Annotated in this window: 12 protein-coding genes; 6 read left to right on the forward strand and 6 right to left on the reverse strand. The window is 39.4% G+C overall.

Features of this window, described 5'->3' with window-relative positions; translation table 11 throughout:
- Window positions 1-65: 65 nt before the first annotated feature.
- The 6 genes from ACLCDV_RS01460 to ACLCDV_RS01485 all read right to left on the reverse strand — a co-directional run bounded on the left by ACLCDV_RS01460 (window position 66) and on the right by ACLCDV_RS01485 (window position 9,200).
- The gene (locus tag ACLCDV_RS01460) at window positions 66-710 is read right to left on the reverse strand and encodes an HAD family hydrolase (RefSeq protein ID WP_317668729.1); all 645 of its coding nucleotides are present in this window, start codon (window positions 708-710) and stop codon (window positions 66-68) included.
- A 185-nt stretch (window positions 711-895) separates the two neighbouring features.
- Window positions 896-1,921, reverse strand: coding sequence for an endonuclease/exonuclease/phosphatase family protein (locus ACLCDV_RS01465; RefSeq protein ID WP_411972761.1), 1,026 nt, complete (start codon window positions 1,919-1,921; stop codon window positions 896-898).
- A 7-nt stretch (window positions 1,922-1,928) separates the two neighbouring features.
- Window positions 1,929-3,308 (reverse strand): DUF5689 domain-containing protein, encoded by a 1,380-nt coding sequence (locus ACLCDV_RS01470; RefSeq protein WP_411972762.1) that lies wholly within the window; start codon window positions 3,306-3,308, stop codon window positions 1,929-1,931.
- Between the two features lie 11 nt (window positions 3,309-3,319).
- Window positions 3,320-6,037, reverse strand: coding sequence for a TonB-dependent receptor (locus ACLCDV_RS01475; RefSeq protein WP_411972763.1), 2,718 nt, complete (start codon window positions 6,035-6,037; stop codon window positions 3,320-3,322).
- 87 nt (window positions 6,038-6,124) lie between these two features.
- Window positions 6,125-7,552, reverse strand: a complete 1,428-nt coding sequence (locus tag ACLCDV_RS01480; protein ID WP_411972764.1) for a fimbrillin family protein — start codon at window positions 7,550-7,552, stop codon at window positions 6,125-6,127.
- Window positions 7,553-7,589: 37 nt separating this feature from the next.
- Window positions 7,590-9,200 carry a DNA/RNA non-specific endonuclease gene (locus ACLCDV_RS01485; RefSeq protein WP_411972765.1) on the reverse strand — a complete coding sequence of 537 codons (1,611 nt, stop codon included), beginning with the start codon at window positions 9,198-9,200 and terminating at the stop codon, window positions 7,590-7,592.
- A gap of 156 nt (window positions 9,201-9,356) precedes the next feature.
- On the opposite strand from ACLCDV_RS01485, the gene ACLCDV_RS01490 reads away from it, so the two are divergent.
- The 6 genes from ACLCDV_RS01490 (at window position 9,357) to ACLCDV_RS01515 (ending at window position 17,099) form a co-directional block, all read left to right on the forward strand.
- Window positions 9,357-10,487 carry a clostripain-related cysteine peptidase gene (locus tag ACLCDV_RS01490; protein ID WP_411972766.1) on the forward strand — a complete coding sequence of 377 codons (1,131 nt, stop codon included), beginning with the start codon at window positions 9,357-9,359 and terminating at the stop codon, window positions 10,485-10,487.
- 159 nt (window positions 10,488-10,646) lie between these two features.
- Window positions 10,647-11,351: a hypothetical protein gene (locus ACLCDV_RS01495; protein ID WP_411972767.1), complete on the forward strand. Its 705-nt coding sequence runs from the start codon at window positions 10,647-10,649 to the stop codon at window positions 11,349-11,351.
- A gap of 90 nt (window positions 11,352-11,441) precedes the next feature.
- Complete coding sequence (locus ACLCDV_RS01500; RefSeq protein ID WP_411972768.1) at window positions 11,442-13,418, forward strand: hypothetical protein; 1,977 nt, start codon at window positions 11,442-11,444, stop codon at window positions 13,416-13,418.
- A 174-nt stretch (window positions 13,419-13,592) separates the two neighbouring features.
- Window positions 13,593-14,393 carry a tyrosine-protein phosphatase gene (locus ACLCDV_RS01505; protein ID WP_394676940.1) on the forward strand — a complete coding sequence of 267 codons (801 nt, stop codon included), beginning with the start codon at window positions 13,593-13,595 and terminating at the stop codon, window positions 14,391-14,393.
- Between the two features lie 271 nt (window positions 14,394-14,664).
- Window positions 14,665-16,248: a DUF3843 family protein gene (locus ACLCDV_RS01510; protein ID WP_411972769.1), complete on the forward strand. Its 1,584-nt coding sequence runs from the start codon at window positions 14,665-14,667 to the stop codon at window positions 16,246-16,248.
- Window positions 16,249-16,544: 296 nt separating this feature from the next.
- Entirely contained in the window at window positions 16,545-17,099 is a 555-nt protein-coding gene (locus ACLCDV_RS01515) for an RNA polymerase sigma-70 factor (RefSeq protein WP_317668718.1), read from the forward strand.
- Window positions 17,100-17,102: the final 3 nt, after the last annotated feature.

The raw sequence follows: 17,102 nt of genomic DNA on the forward strand, positions 1-17,102 counted from the left end.
TGAGCGCTACTCCAGACCACTGGCAGTGATCGAAAAAGGCGGGATTTAAATCCCGCCTTTTTCTTTTATAGAATTGCCAACAGTTCCTGTGGATGGTGGATAATATGCTGTGCACCGTGTTGTCTCAATTCGTCTTCATCGCGAAAGCCCCAGGTAACACCAATAGCTGTTACCCCGGCATTATTGGCGGTATCCATATCCACGGATGAATCGCCTACATAAAAGCAATCCTGTTTGCTAACACCGAGTGTTTGGATACTGTCGAAGACAATATCGGGATCAGGCTTGGCGGGGCGACCTGTTCGATGCCCCAGGACGAGATCAAATGAAATATCGGGAAAGTATTCGGCCATCAAAGGTATCACCGCTTCATGGTATTTATTTGATGCTACCGAGATGAGATAGCCTAATGATTTCAGTTCTTGTAGTAGCGGTATAATGCCGGTATATGGTTTTGTGTGCGTTATGGGCTTTTGCTCATAATACACTTTAAAGGCACTGAGTAAAGTTGAGATGATATTTTCTGTCCGTGCTTCTTGCGGTAATGCGCGTTCGATAAGTTTTTGGACACCGTTGCCGACAAATTTCTTATAAGCAACAAGGGGATGGGTTGGATATCCATATTGTTCAAGAATAGCATTGCAGCTGTCCCCGAGGTCCTGTAATGTGTCTAGCAGTGTTCCGTCCAGATCAAATAGTATAAGCTTCATCTGCTAAATCTAGTAAAAATTGCGGTTGAACCATGGTATAATAATGAGATTAAATGGTAGTTTATATCTTGTGTATAATAAAAAGATTACTGAAGACCGGGGGAGATCAAAAAAATAGGAGCTCATTTATAACGAGCTCCTATCTTTAATTCCGCTTAAGAAGAGTTAATCGGATTTCATTTATATTATTTTACCAAATAGATCAATGTTGGAAAGTGGTCTGAGTAGCCATTGATAAATACTCCCCCAGAAAATGTTCGGTGCGGATAACCTTTGTTTCGGCCTTCCTGTTGCACCAAAAAATCCCGATTGAAGATTTCAGCTTTGACAAAACGTAAACCCTTGTTTTTATTGTCCAATAAAGGTCTGGAAATGATGATCTGATCAAAGAGATTCCATTGTCCCTGATAGCCCAGTGATCCAATTCCCTTATCGTAAAACTTCCACATGGTATTATATAAGCCCTGCGCAGGTACATCCTGCGGGTTTTTCTTGGCCTGCAATACTTCCCTTACACTTTTATCTTTGGGATCATCATTTAAATCGCCCATGATAATAATCTTGGCGTCGGGATTTTCACGATATAGGGAATCACAGATACCTTTGGTAATACCTGCTGCAAATTCGCGAAGTTCAGAAGATTTATTGCCATAACGCGAAGGCCAGTGATTGACAATGATATGTACCGTATCTCCAGCAATCGTACCGGATACCAATAGTTGATCTCTCGTCTTAAAGCCTGGGTTTTCCGGTAGGTTGAATGGATGAACCCTGTCATTAAAAGGCGTGAAGAATTCCGGATTGTAAAGGAACCCAACATCCACACCGCGACGGTCAGGAGAATCGTGATGAACGATCTTTAATCCCAGCTCACGGAGCTGGGGATCTCGTGTAAGATCTTCCAAAACCCGACGGTTCTCAATTTCGGCTACCCCTAGAGCGATAGGACCCAAACTAGAACTAGGTGAACCGATGGCACGAATCGCTCGTGCCATGTTTTTTATTTTTTGCTGATACTTAGCTTCTGTCCATGTATTGGCACCCTTCGGTGTAAATTCATCGTCATTGATCGTCGAATCTTTTACAGGATCGTATAGGTTCTCCAAATTGTAGAAGGCGACGGGGTATACGCGACGATTGCTCTGTGCAGAACCCGTTTTTACACCAAATAGAAGAAGAAGTAAAATACAGCTAATCTGTTGATATCTCATTTCTTATTTATTTAGTAACGATAATCGTATTGCCAGAACCGTTTCCGCCAGTTGCGCTTACGATTTTAATATTATCTAAACGGAAGCCAAAGGCATTGTCAGCGCCAGTCATTATAAATTCGACGGTACTTGTTGCTGCAGCTGTAATGTTTGGAATACTGACGGTGTAATATTTATTACGATCATCTGTTGAGTTGATCGCTACTGGTGTGCTTGGAATCGTATAAGTTGTTCCGTTGACCTTCACCTTCATGGCATTGAGGTTGGTTGCTTCACCAACATTGTAAATATTAGGAACAAGTTGGTAGCTCAATGTAAGATCCGTTTTGTTGGCCGTTTGGATTCCGGCGATTTTCAGTGTAATATCTTTGTTTGCCGGAAGCCATACCGAGGCACTGATTCCTGTCGCTGTACGAATATCTGCCGAACCACTTTCCTCGGTGTAGGTCACCGGAGCTTTCATATCGAAATCGGTGAAATCTGCAATTTTAGGACGGTTGCCACTCGGGTAGGTGCCATTTCCAAATGTCTCGTTGAAAATTGTTCCTCCGGTTTCAGGGTCAGTTGGTGTTGTTCCGGCGTCAGTTCCATCAAAGTCAATCACATCTGTTTTATCACGCAGGAAGAGCTGCCAGCCACCATTGTAACGGCCCAATATTCCGACTAATGTTCCATTCCCTTTAGGAAGGATATCTTTAGCAAAACTGGAGAAGTTACTGTTGCGGACATCCAATGTTTTGCCATTCGCATCTTTGACTACTTCGCTAACAGTCGCCGTTCCACCTGCGAAAGCATTGACACCACCGTTGTTAAAACGCACATTTTTAATGATCACCAACTTGTTGACCATCGAAGCGTCTAATTTAGAAAGATCAACTTCCAATGGCGTTAAATTGGCCGCATTTGGCCATCCGTTTACTTTGGTATGTTCTTTGAAAATTTCCCAGGCGATACGGTTGGCATTGGTTCCACTGAAACCGATCTGTAGTTCACTGCCATATTTCACCATGGACAGGCCTTTTAAGTTGATAAACACTTCCTGGCCTGCGCGGAAAGTTGTGTACATGCTATTTTGGTCGACTCCAAGATTGATGGCAGCAGTTTCATCCTGAATGTACAATTGTTTGTAGATATTGCCCGAAATGTCGTTTCCGGTCACCAGTGCTTTAATGATCAGATCCTCATCGATTACTTTTGGATCGGTAATGTTAGCATATTTTTCTTTCAATGCGGCTATCGTTGTGTTGGCATTGGGACCCTCATAGATCGGTTTAGTCAATAGAGGGGCTTCAGGATCACGCTTACAGGCTCCTGTAAATAAGATGAGTCCAATACAGATAACCGATAGCATCGATGTATAGACAGCTTGTATATTTTTTTTGTTCATTATTGTCGAGATTAAAATCTATAGGATACATTCATAAAACAGTTGATTCCCTGCATGTAATAATATTTGGATGCAAACTTATTTGCTGCAGTAATATCCAAACGTGCATTTTCGAAACCTCCAGTTCTGATGTTTTTATTATTTAAGACGTTATTGACCGCTAAATTGAAGTTCATTGAATTGCGATTTTTCAGGTAAAGAATTTTACCGATTGATAGATCGACTGTTGCGCTATTTTTGAACTTTTCTTGATCAGTAAGGATATGATAAGCATTATCGAGCTCCGGATCGTACGGATTGATGGTGCTGTAGTTAGATGCCAACTGACGAAGAGGAGCTTTCGATAGATACATATCGCCAGCGTAATTTAAATTAGCGCCAAAAAACCAGTAGTTTACGAAATAACGGACTCCTAAAGTTCCTGCGGTCTGTGGCATTCCACCAACATAGTAGTTATTGAGGTACACCATCTCGCGTTCATTATTGATCAATCCATTTTCGGAGTTTTGTGCTCCCATTGGGTTGTTGCTGTAATAGTATTCAGCCTTTGTTGCTGCGAGATCAATACTCCAATTGTTGTCAACTTTATAGGTCAATCCGAGCTCAATACCTCTATTGACCTGGTTCATATCTTTTAGTCCATGGTTGATAAAGGTACGGGCGGCATCGTTGTAGTAACTTTGTCGGCTGATGAGATCTGTAAAGTTGGTCTGAAATACCGATAAACGACCATTTAGTTTCGGCAAGGAGAAGACATAACTGATATCTGTAGAGAATATCTTGGCACTTTTGAGGTCTTCAAAAGTAAAGTCACTTACCCTTGGTGAGATATAAGCATCATTGGCCAATGGTGCTTTGGTCTGATAGCTAATTTTGGCGTTTAATAAATGGCGGCCATTGAATTTGTAGGTCATTCCACCCTTGAAAGCATAGTCAAAAAAATGGTGTTCTTGCCCTTTACCATAAGAATTGGTCGGGAAGCGTCCATTTTTCATGTAGCCTACGCGTTGAAAACTGGTGTAAGAAAGCTGTGTAGCGTAGAAAAAGTCGATGTTCGAATACGTGTATTCGTTTTGTAACCAAGCATTCGCAGATTTGATATTGATGTTGTAACGATATCCAAAAATATCATCTTTGCGTGCCTTAAAGTTGGGATTTAACAAGTCGTTTTGGCTCTGACCTGTATTTTGTCCAAAGTCACGTTCAGAGAATTTGTCAATATCCAGTACATATTCGGCGCCCAGTAGATCCGCTACAGTTTTATACTGTTGCGATTGGGAACCTTTGGCGCCTATACCGAGCGTCAGTTTAGCATGCTCATTGATCGTTTTGTTGAGCGTGGTATTGAAACTGCTTTCCAATAGGTCGCTATGGCGTTTCTCCAACATGTAGATGGCTGCACCATCGTTGATTTTATTTTCGAGCTTGTTGACGAGGTATAAATTGTCCCAGTCCACTTGCGATACTTTTGCCGATTGCCAAAGGTTGCTGTAGTATTGATTTGTAATGGAATCCGTAAAATAACTCGGCAAATTGCGGTAATAGTCTGGTCTAGGATCCGGCCCGTTGTACCAGTTTAATGCTGTACTGGCATACTTGCCATAGTGCAGCGATATACCTGTCGTTAGTTTTGTATTTGGATCGATTTTCCAGATATGTGAAAGGATTGCGGTAGGGTCATAAGCAGTGACGACACGCGAATTCCTGATTTTTCCGTCTTGGTAGCCCCAATTGGGGTTGTATAGGTTGTTGTCGAGGAGGTCATAAGCTTCCTGAAAAGAACCCGATTGTTGGCCACGCTCTACCGGTGAACCAAAGGTGACCAATGATAAACTATGTTTACCTTGCTGGAATTGTTTTTCGATGGAAAGTGCGTAGGAGAAGTTTTTGTAAAATGTACCTTCAATATTTCCTTTATCCGCATAGCGACCACCGAGTAAGCCTGTAAATGCCCAGCCGTTGTCCATTAGTCCCGTTGAATAGCTCAGCATACCCCGGCTATAATAATTGCGGTTGGTGTATGTGGCTGTTGCTTTTGCTCCTTTGGCGAAAGCGCTGGCGCGCATATTGATATTTTCGGAACCGCCGATGGAGCCGAATGTAAAGGTCGAGGCGTCCATAGCATTGTCTTGGTCTCCATTTCGGGTCAAATCATTGATGGCACCGATGGAAGCATAGTTGAAGACTCCGCGCAATTGGTCGTTGAAGTGTACGCCGTTGATGTATTTTTGTTCGTAGCGGTTGTTGTATCCGCGGAGGCGAAAACGGAATTGAGAGAGCTGATAACCAATTTTGTTGACGTATACGTCGTTAGAAAGGATAATTTTGGCAGCAATGTTTTGGTCGAAAGATTCGTTGTCATCATCCAATAGATCATCGGCGGCCATGCTCAACTGTACCATATTATCATTGTCGGTACTTGGAAGGACGTAGATGTCGTCCATTTTAAGAAGGCCGGAGGCCGGGATCTGAACGGTAATTTTGATCTCCTGGATATTACCACCTGTGATCAGGATCGTTTCCTCACCCGAGTTTAACTTCGGTAGACTGAAGCTTCCTTTGGAATCGGTGACGACCGACTTTTGATTTTTCTCAAAGACGAGACGTACATTGGAGAAAGGTTCTTTGCTCACCTGGTTGCGGACAATACCCTGTACATTGGCCCTTTGGGCAAATATAGGTGTACTGGCAGCAGATAAGAGGGCAAAAAGTATGTATTTTTTATACATAGCTTGAGGTTAAATAGTGAAATGTATTTAGATGACAAATGCAATACATTTTAGATGTATTGCATTTGAAGATGTTTTTATTGTATTTTATTTTTGGCCTTTCAAGACGATATTATCGATGCGAAGACCAGCTTTGTTGGTCTGGATATCTGAGAAGAAGGATAATTTCGAGTTAGCAGACAGTGTAGTTGCAGTAGAAAGATCTACTGTTACATTAATGAATTTATTTGCATCTGCAGAAAGGATCATTTTAGATTCAGGATTGAATGTTTGACCGTTAAATATGATTGCTAGATTTTGCAGGTCGAAATCCTTTGATGTTCCAATTGCCACATCAAACGAAACTTTTAATTTACTTGCTTTTTCTGTATTAATTCCTTCTATAGCCAGCTCTGAATTACCTGTAGTAGGCAGCCATACATGATTGTTTACAATAGTCCCAGTTGTTCTAATATCCGCTTTTGAATATTGATCGGAATATGTAACAGTCGTATTCGACCAGCCTTTGAAATCAGCTATTTTAAATTTTTCATCCTTACTTAATGGGGTTGTCCCGAAATCTTCTTCATACAATGTTTGTTCAACAGGATCAGTTGTACCACCATTATCTTCGTCTTTACCGATCACGTATGAACCCGAAGGTACATCGGTCCAGTCTGTAATATTCCCAGACGCCACAATAGCTGAATTGTTGCCAGCCTGCTCTTGCAAGGTGATATTGTAGCTGTATTTTTTACCGGCTTCGTAAGTTGTTGATGATGGTAAAGTCCACGTATAGGTTTCATTACCAATTTTGAATTCAACTTTTGCACCAGCAACATTAGCTACAGGTAATAAGATGGCCTCTGCTAATGTTGTCGATGTTCCGGCTGTAGTTTTTGCTTTGATCGCAGTTGGGTTAGCGCCAGCAGCTAGTGTCCCTGTTGCTAGGTCGAAGTTCGCTGTAGTATTAAATCCATTGTAGGTTACAGTAAGACTTGATAGGGAACTTACACCAGTCCCAGCAGCAACAGTCAGTTCGACTTTGCTGAGTTTGTGGCCAAATTGGAGTTGCGCATTTGGTTTATTCTTGTTGGCTCCAGTTACATTATTAGCGTATAAGAGATCAATTTTATTTTGTTGGGTTTGATCAGCTACATTAACTGGATAAATGTTGTTTGTGATTGTTGTTTGGTAAGGATAGTAGGCAATAAAATCTACATTGGAACCATCAGCTGGGTAATTGATTTCTTCCGTAGTGCTGCTTGCGTTAAAATTTCCATCTCCTTTTGTCGTTACATACTGCTTGTTGCTTGCCAATACATTGCTTAAACCACTACCGGTTTTCATGAAAACACCGATTGCATCGTTGCTTTCCCAGTTTGCGCCAGCAGCTTTTGTGGTCACTTGGTTAGAGATTGTTGACGAAAAAGTCACTGCTTTGGTGATTTCTTGTTCTGAAACAGGTGCCTTTTGGCAAGAGCTGGTTACGGCAGCTGCCGCAGTCGCTAGGAATAAAAGTTGGTTTACTTTCATAATTAAACTAAATTGATATGACTAAATCGTTTATTAATTATTTCCAAATAGAGGTATTTATGTTTCCTTTTTGTGTATCATTTAGATCAGGAAAAAATGTGAAGCCGGTTGCTTTTTCAAGGTCGCTCACGGTTAATCTATAATTGTCATATTTACTATTGATTGGTGGTGCTGCATTGTCCATCTTGTAAGCAATAGTATAGTAATCTTCACCTTTTTTCATGGCCAAGGCCTTGAAATAATATTTAGGTACAGCGACGTCTTTCCCTTGATTGTCTTGTGCAAAAGTTAGTGTATTATTGCTGTTTGTGATAGGCATTGCACCTGTGACGACATACATCGTGTCACACTGGGCGGACCAGGTGCGTACTTTTTCTTCCAGTAGTCTCCAAACGCCTTGGTTGAGTGAAGATACCTGTGGGGTCATATTGGTGAAATAGAATGTTGTTTTATTCTGTGCAGTCGTCAGATTACGATCGGCGCTGGGCAATTGGTGTCCTCTATCATAACCATATTTACTAAAGCCTTGCGCATTAAGCAACAATGGTTGAAACGCAGTAGATACTTGCGGATCATATCCCCATGCATCTGTACGATTGCCTGATCCAAGAATACTGCTGTATAATGGATAGGCTACCCAATAAGCTATTTTTAGCTTTTTGTCATAGAGCATCGCGTAATTCCTACTGTCGCTTGCATCAGGCATAAAATGTTGAATAAATACCTCATCATTGCCTAGGTTACTCATTTTTGGGATTTCCAAATAAGCTTGTGAATCACCGATTCCACCACTTGGCTTGCCATTGTCGATTTTGATATCGAAGCTATATTGATTTCCAGCTATTAAATTTTTTAAATTCTGATTTTGCGGGATTGTCCAGGTATAGGTATCACCATTAGCGGCCATAAACTTAATAGCTTTTCCTGTAATGTCTTCACCAGGGAGTAGTATAAATTCTATGCGAGCCGTTTTATTGGCATTTACCGATACTTTTCCTTGAACATCTTTTTTCTCCGTCGAATTGACTGTCAATTTCCCTGTTGTTAAGTCAAATCCTCCCTGCGTGCTTATGGACGGCATTTTTACCGTAATCTGGTTTGCTTCCAATGCGACAGTATTGGTAATGGATAGATTAATGCTGACTTTACTCAATTGACGTACAAAAATAAGGGGGACAGTATTGTTACTCTTGTCGATGTTTTTGGCATTGTTTGCGTACATCAGATCTAAAGCTGTGGGATTAGACTGATCACTTAAATCAATTGGATATTGAAAATCTGTAAGGGATTTATAAGGATGATAGGCGATAAAATCTACTTTTTCAGCAGATAGGAAGATTGGGCGGGCACTTTGGAATAGTGAACCATTGAAAGTAAATAACTGATTTTTGACCTGATCAACAATGGAAGCTACTTCCAGAGGCTGGCCTGATTTGGACATAAATACTCCGATTTGGTCATTCTGATCCCAGGAGGTTCCAGTTGCTTTCGTGTTAATTTGGCCGACGATAGTCGGGGAAAATTGTACTGCAGCTTGCTCCATTTTAGATTCTGTTTTCTGGCAGGAATCTAATGTAAGCAATGCAATCATAAAGTAAGCTATTCGCAAGATATTCTGTCTTGGAATAGTTATGATCTTGTTAATCATATTGATAGTTAGTGTGTGTTAATAAAGTAATGACAAAAATACTTAAGTTAAGTTAAATTAATGTGAACCTTTCGTGTTCTTTTGTGTAATTAAATGTTTGTTTGATGTATATATTTGATTTTTAGATATATTTGTTGCGATTTTAATTGTATTTTGATGAATTCTAGTGTGTTCAGATTATTTGGAGTGTTTTATTTGCTATTTGTAGTGCTGTTAACTAGTTGCAATGACAAAGAAAATGCTGTAAATGAAAGAGATGGTCGTGTTGTGTTGGTTTATATTGGGGCCAATAATAACTTGGTTTCAGATGCTTACAATAGTATTAATGCAATGGAAGAGGGTATGGTTGGATTAGATGCTGATGTGTATGTATATGCGACTTTGGCAGGTACTACGCCTAAAATCTATAAAATTGTTGCTGATCAGAGTTCAGAAATAAAGAGCACGGTCATCAAATCTTATGGGGATCAAGATTCGGCGAATCCCGTTGTGATGAAACAAATTCTGCAGACCATGAAATCCTATGTTGGAGGTCGCCCAGCGGGGCTTGTCCTGTGGTCACATGCAACAAATTGGTTGCCGAATGTTGGGGTCAAGTTAATGTCGTTTAATGAGGATAGGGGAAACAAAACTGAGCTTCGTGATTTACAGGAAATCATTCCATCGGGCCTCGACTTTCTCCTATTTGACGCCTGTTCCATGGCAAGTGTCGAAGTATTATATCAACTTCGGGAAAAGGCCAAGTATACAATAGCTTCTCCAGCGGAAGTCTTATCAACAAGTATGCCTTATCATTTGGTCTTAAAGAACTTGGTCGACCCTGATCTTGAGCGTGGACTGAAATCTACTGCGGAAACATATTTTAATTTTTATAATCAGTTGACAGGACGCTATCGATCTGCTACTATTTCTGTGGTCAATAATGCATATTGGCCGGATCTTGCAAATAATGTTCACGCCGCACTGACCAGAGCCCCGCTCACAAGGATCTATCGCGATAACTTACAGCGACTGGATTTTGATGAAAAATCCTTATCGGCAGGTTTTGATTTTCTTGATTTTGTTCATCAGCATTTTTTGCCGTCTGCGACAACCGCTATTGAGGCTTCAGTGTCGAAATTGGTTATCTATAAGGCGAATACGCCAACTTTTCTAGATAAACCCATTTTGCGATTTTCCGGATTGTCCTGTTATGTCCCCAATGATTTAAATAAGTGGATACATCCCTATTATAATTCGCTTCAATGGGCTAAGGATAGCGGCTTTAATTCTTTTGTAAAGGAGTAAAAGCAAGCTATTATTTTCTTCACTTTTCCCTGAAATCAGGTAGTAAAGTGCGTTCTCGTTTTTAATAAATTTGTCAATAGGAAAAAAATAGCACAATGTTTGCTGTTCATGTCAAAACATATATTGATTTGACAAATTATTAATCGTTACAACGTTGTAATGGAAGAAGTATTTAAAGTAAAAGGAAAATTGAAAAGATTTTATACGATGATCTGTGCCGTTGTAATGGCGTTTACATTATCGAGCTGCTTTGATTTTGTTGAGCAGATCGACTTAAAAACGAATGGTTCTGGGCATATTGCAGCGACATTGAATTTAAGTAAAAGCAAAACCAAGGTAGCTTCTTTAATGAAGATGAAAAGTATCAAGGGAATTCAGATCCCTTCTCAGGCCGATATGGAGAAAGAGATCCGCTCTGCTGTTCAACTACTGAAACAGACTAAAGGAATTTCCAATGTGCAATACACAACGGATTTTACCAATTATATCGTTAATATTTCATGTGATTTTAGTCAGATAGAATCGTTGAATGCCTTTTCAGATATATTGGCAAATCGATTTAAAACAAAGATATCGAATTCAAACCGCTATTATTATAACGCACAAAGCAATGTGTTTGAACGCAAATTTGTGGCTTCTGCTGACTGGAAGACAAAATTCAATCAGTTGGGAAGCGATAATACGACCCAGTTTGCAGATGCATTCTATACGCAGATTATTCGTTTTGAAAAACCGATAGCATCTCAGGTAAACGGCCTGGCAAAGGTTGCCGGAAATAAGAAAGGGGTCTTGCTAAAGCTACCTTTTATGGATTTGGTATATGGTAAATCGAGTTTGGCAAATAAAATCACATTAACAAAATAACCTAATAACGTTGGTGAAACCGAGACCATATTTAGTTGCTGAAAGCGCTGCTATAGCATAGGTTGGGTGTAGCTGAAAAATTATTATAAAATGAAATCAAAATTTATATTGGTAGGATTAGCCTGTTTGTCTTTTGGGACAAGTATAAAGGCGCAGGACTTGATCAAACAGATCCCCGAAGATGCAGAAATGATTGCGGCTTTCAATATGAAAGATATTGTACAGAAGGCTAATGCAAATAAGCTGAACGAGTTGCTTCAGAAAACTGGTTTTTTTGAGAAGTCGGGAATTCCAGCAAATAGGGATATTAAAAATCTAGGTGTAGACCTGTCTCAGACCGCTTATTTTTATACAAGGAAAACTGACAGTATAAGCTTTACGGAATTCATATTTCCTTTAAACAATAAAGGGCAATTTGAGAAATTGCTTCATGAGGCTGGTGAGCCGAAAGCATTTGCTAATGGATATTTAAGCGTCGGTCTTAAACCAGGTAGCATGTTGGTCTATAATGATCGGATTGCTCGATTTATTTCGGCGACGACGAATACCACCTTTTTAGACAATGATTCAATTGCTAGTCGGTATGGAATCAAAAAGGTTGATTACGTCGCGCGCCCGTCTGACGATTATGATGCATGGGCAGATACGACAGTTGCCGCTGTGGATTCAGTTGCCGAGGTTTGGGATGAGGATGAAAAACCGCTTGCCGTTCCGGTAGCACCGCCAGTTGCTATTGCCGTTGAACCCGATACGATCGCGGCCGCTGCGACGGAAGTATTACCACCGGTTGTTGATATCGCTGCGGGTGATCCCGTTGAAATGCATGATCCCAGTTATTATGATTCGCTTTATACGGCCTATGAAGATCAAAACAGAAAAAATGATTCTATTCGTACTGGTTTGCGCGATAAATGGTTGTTGAATGAAGCGTCCCGTTTGCTTTCAGGAAATTATAAGTCCCTGTCAATTTCAGATCAGGAGAAAGTTCTAAAAAATCTGGGACTTATTCGATTGTATGTTCCTCATGTAGAGGATCTATATCGTGGTCTATTGCCTTATACCACCTCTCTTCCTTATTATTACATGGGGATCAAACTGGATAAGTTCAAGGCCGGTTATCAAGATGGTCTATTGGATTTAGTGCAAGAGGGAAATGTGTTGAAGTTAAAAGGGTCTGTAGGCTTAGATAAAACTTTGGCAGAGATTACAAAAAGAATGTATGCGAGAAAACCCAATGCGAAGTTCAGTAAATATTTAACCGATAAGACTTTGGGGTTTTTTAATGTGAACATTAATTCAGAAGCGTATTTAAGAGAAATGCCGGCTTATATGGCTAAGTATTACAGTGGTTTGCTTGGTCCGCAACAAGATGTTGTGGAGTGGGGGCTGATGGCGCTTGAAATAGCATTAGATGAAAAGGCCATTGCTCAGGTGATGCCTGGAGACCATCTTGTCGTTGTTAACGGTCTGCGCAAGTTCAAGAAAGACTATATCGATTACACCTATGATGATGATTATAATGCAACTGAAGTGAAAAAGACAAAAGAAGAAACACTTCCTGTATTTATTTGGATGTTTACATCAAAGGATCAACGTTTGATAAAAAAGGGGTTGGAAATGGCCGTTTCAAAACAAGCTGGGCAGATTCATGACGGTATTTATTCGTTTTCAACCAAGAAAGCCATGGACTTTCCAATGTATGTTCTCCTGAAAGAGGATTTGGTAATGGTCAGTAATGATTCGTTGGCCTTGAATGATATCCGTCAGAATAAGATGAACGCCTCTGTAAATAAGGATTTTGTGAAGCTTATGAAGCAAAATAAGATGTCTGCGGCTATGGATCTGCAAAAGCTGCCTGGAATGTTAAAGGAAATGGGGGTTGCACCTGGTAAACAATGGGAAACAACACTGGCGCAACTCAATCAATATGGCAGTACCGCAATTACTTCAAAGGGCGTAGTGGGTAGCCGTGCCGAAGTTGAAATGTCGACAAGATTGCCGCAGACCGGTGATGGTGCGATCAGTTATTTACTCGATCAAATCTTGGCTGAATTAAATAAAAAGTAACTAAAGGAGGGTGCGAAACAATTTTATTGCACCATTGTTTGGGTTTCTTTTGTAATATTATGGTTATATTTTTATAATGTTAAAATAATATTAAGATCGTTTGCTTTGTTTATGGTACTTTTGACGTTTAATAAATTAAGTTAACAGACAAAAAACGATTTTATACATCACGATATGGGGATATTTTCAAAACTGTTTGGAAACAAAACTCAGGAATCAAAAGTAAAGGTTGTCGGTAAATTGGCCTTCTTGGAGGTAGATATGCATAACCATATCCTTCCTGGAATAGATGATGGAAGTCAATCAATTGAACAATCATTAGTATTGTTGAAAGGGCTTGGCCGAATGGGCTTCGAGAAATTTATCTGTACACCGCATATTATGGATGGCGTACATCCAAATTCGATTCGTACGATTGAAGCTGCGAAGGACAAATTACTGGCTGGCATCGCTGGGCAACCTAATATGCCGGAAATTCATGCGGCAGCTGAGCATATGATAGATGACGGAATAGTGAATCTCATCGGATCGAATGAACTCTGTGTTATGCCCGGTGGATATGTACTTATTGAGATGTCCTATTTACAAGAATCCAAAGCGTTATTTCAGACCATATTGGATATACAAAATCTTGGCTACCAACCTATTTTGGCACATCCGGAACGTTATAATTATTATCATTATAACTTTAATATGTATAAACAGATTAAGGACGCCGGTTGCATGTTACAGTTAAACTTGTTATCTATCAGCAGGTACTATGGTGTTGAAGTAAAATCTGCAGCTTTAACGATGATTAAATCTGGAATGTATGATTTTGTGGGTTCAGATGCACATCATGAACGCCATTTGGCCGCTTTGGAAGATGTGGTGGCTAAATATCCTGTACGTGATTTACTCAAAACATGTACCATATTGAATCCGACCTTGCAAGACCATTTGGGAACTAGTAAGAATGTAATTGCTACTGGCTAGCATCAAATTATAGTCATTGAAAAAAGAGATACCTTTTAAGGTATCTCTTTTTTTGTGACAATTTTATCGTTCCTAGCAGATACGGCCTGTTTTTAGTCCAGTTAATCTACTTTACAGTAAGGACGTATTTTAAAATTTTACGAGGGATTCTTGGATGTTACCTGCTGTTTGTGGGTGCTTTAGTTAATGTAGATTATTTTCGAACGTGTTTGTGTTTTGCCCGTATGGATATTTCGAAAATTTGGCTACTTTTGGTTTTAGCATTTTTCATATGAGAGGAAATAGAATTTTTATTCAAGACTGGATAGCACACCATACTTATCAAAAAACAAATGAAATAGATAGTTATTATTTACGTGTTGCAAATGAAATCAATGATAGTTTATCTACATTATGGTTTGAGGAGCAAGAGACAAATGATCTTATACATACAGATGCTTTAAAGACATTGAGTATCTATCTGACCTGTTACTTAGAAGACGTGATTGCAAAAACAGGAATTTTTGCTGCTTTTAGAACGATCCATACAGAACTATACAATCAACTTTTACCTTTTTATAGTGATAATGACCTAACGGATTATTATGCTGAGGATATCAATAGTGAAGATATTGCCGTATTGACCTGGTTGTTTTTCAGTGAACGTAACCCACATTTGTTTATTGATCCCCGTGGCCGTCTGATTCAATTGGTTACAGATTTGGCCTATTCGATCTTGGAAGAACATTATGAAGTTGCTCCTGAAAATGAAAAGTTAAAACTAGAATATGCTTTGGACGAAGGGGCGAACTATTTTGAAGTCCGTAATTTTATTGAAAAGCTTGTCGCTACAAATTACCTGACAGCAGGTGAATATAACACCAATCTCAATCATTTGATGCAAGTTGCGGAGATAGGGCGATATCAACACGATCAGAATCAGTTACAACAGATGGTCTATCGTGTTCGAGATAATCATTTCAATAATTATAGGCTACATCTGTTTGCATTGAAGGCATCTGAATTTGTAGCTGAGGTGATTGGCAAAGAACATGCGCTATATGGTATTGTCAAAACCTTAGGTAATCGTATTAATAGCTTTTTTGACTATGTAAAAACGGACGAGCTTTATGTGCATGTAAAACATATCGGTACAAAGACTGCATTTAAAATCTTTAAGGACTCTATACAGCAATTTGTTGAACCTACAGAAGCCTTATCTTTCTATATGGAAATTGTACCATGGAAAGATGCCTGGAATCTGTCGGGAATCATGACCGTTGTGAATACCGACGAAGTAAATTTTGATTTACCGGAACAATATGAGATGACTTATCGCATTGAGGCCTTGAATGGCAAGGACAAGAGCTTGAAGAAAACAGAAAAGCAGCTGAAAGATATGGGTAAATTATTCCAGTCAGAGCATAAGGCGGCTGTTGCGTTTATGGAAGGAAAAGACGTGAAGGAATTTGCAACAGATTTCTTTAAGAAATATCAACAAAAATATCCGAGCAAAGAAGAATCTCCACTTCCAGAATCAAATTTGGATCTTACAAAAGATGCGAAAGTCACGGTATTCTTTAATCCGAAGACAGGATTAGAAGTTTTTGGTGGTATAGAAGAGTTTTTTCCATTAAAAAATAACGACTTTGTGGAGAAAGGTAATCAAAATGACGTGCCTTATGCACGATATTTTTTGAATCTTTTGGTTGAGGATTTCTTTCCGAGCGAGTTGCCTAAGTACTATGTCAATCTATTTAAGGCGGAAGTGGATAAGCAATTTTTCTTTCCAGTGGACGATGCGGTACTTGATTTCTTTCTCCGTTTCTATAAACGAGCGACTTACTTCTTGGGACCATTTCCGTTGTTAAAATAGAAAGCAGTATTGTAATCAATAGAAATAAATAAAAATTCCATGGCATACATGTCATGGAATTTTTTTATGTATTTAAGTCAGGTTTTTCTTTGCTGTAGAAGATGGCGTGGTCTCCTGACCATTATTTTGTTGATCGAATACTCCATGCACTTGTGTTAATTTAATATAAATTGATTATAACTAAATCGTTATCACTTGTTAGCCTTGGGTTTGTAGGTCGTATATCCTGTGTATTTCATGGGCATATTTTAAAAAATTCTCACTAAACTTGTAGGATCAATTATAAGTGATGAAGCATGCCTATTGAAAATAATAATGCCTTGGATTTTAAAACTTTCTTCTTGCTGTATAAGGACAAAGTGTATAAATATGCGTATTTACACCTGAAAGAAGAACCAGCTGCCGCAGATTTGGTCCAGGAAACATTCTCCCGAATTTGGAAAAAATGGGCAGAATTGGACGGCGATAAAAATCCACAATCCTATCTCTATACGATTGCCCGCAATCTTGTATTTGATGAGCTTCGGAAACAAAAGGTGAGATTCCAATTTCAGGCTACAGATATCGATCAAACCAAATTGGTAGACAATTCAAATGAGGAAGCTATTCGGTTTAAAGATTTGGAGCGAGTTTATCGCGAGGCCATTTCAAAACTCCCAAAATCGCGACTTGAAATTTTTCTTTTGAGTAAAGAAGAGTTTTTGGATAATCATGAGATTGCTGAAAGGCTCGGTATATCTGTGAATACGGTCCGTGACCAACTGGTTAAAGGAAATAAGTTTGTGCGCCAATATATTCTTGATCATTTTGAGATTTCAATAGCCCTATTGATTTTTTTAAATATTTTTTAGAGC

Origin of the sequence: Sphingobacterium sp. Lzh-3 (assembly GCF_046764375.1) — a bacterium.
Classification (GTDB): Bacteria; Bacteroidota; Bacteroidia; order Sphingobacteriales; family Sphingobacteriaceae; genus Sphingobacterium.

Excerpts from the sequence above, each read along its gene's own strand:
- ACLCDV_RS01505 (WP_394676940.1), top strand. The coding sequence starts at position 13,593 with ATGGGGATATTTTCAAAACTGTTTGGAAACAAAACTCAGGAATCAAAA.
- ACLCDV_RS01490 (WP_411972766.1), top strand. The coding sequence starts at position 9,357 with ATGAATTCTAGTGTGTTCAGATTATTTGGAGTGTTTTATTTGCTATTT.
- ACLCDV_RS01510 (WP_411972769.1), top strand. The coding sequence starts at position 14,665 with ATGAGAGGAAATAGAATTTTTATTCAAGACTGGATAGCACACCATACT.
- ACLCDV_RS01495 (WP_411972767.1), top strand. The coding sequence starts at position 10,647 with ATGGAAGAAGTATTTAAAGTAAAAGGAAAATTGAAAAGATTTTATACG.
- ACLCDV_RS01515 (WP_317668718.1), top strand. The coding sequence starts at position 16,545 with ATGCCTATTGAAAATAATAATGCCTTGGATTTTAAAACTTTCTTCTTG.
- ACLCDV_RS01475 (WP_411972763.1), bottom strand. The coding sequence starts at position 6,037 with ATGTATAAAAAATACATACTTTTTGCCCTCTTATCTGCTGCCAGTACA.
- ACLCDV_RS01480 (WP_411972764.1), bottom strand. The coding sequence starts at position 7,552 with ATGAAAGTAAACCAACTTTTATTCCTAGCGACTGCGGCAGCTGCCGTA.
- ACLCDV_RS01500 (WP_411972768.1), top strand. The coding sequence starts at position 11,442 with ATGAAATCAAAATTTATATTGGTAGGATTAGCCTGTTTGTCTTTTGGG.
- ACLCDV_RS01465 (WP_411972761.1), bottom strand. The coding sequence starts at position 1,921 with ATGAGATATCAACAGATTAGCTGTATTTTACTTCTTCTTCTATTTGGT.
- ACLCDV_RS01460 (WP_317668729.1), bottom strand. The coding sequence starts at position 710 with ATGAAGCTTATACTATTTGATCTGGACGGAACACTGCTAGACACATTA.
- ACLCDV_RS01470 (WP_411972762.1), bottom strand. The coding sequence starts at position 3,308 with ATGAACAAAAAAAATATACAAGCTGTCTATACATCGATGCTATCGGTT.
- ACLCDV_RS01485 (WP_411972765.1), bottom strand. The coding sequence starts at position 9,200 with ATGATTAACAAGATCATAACTATTCCAAGACAGAATATCTTGCGAATA.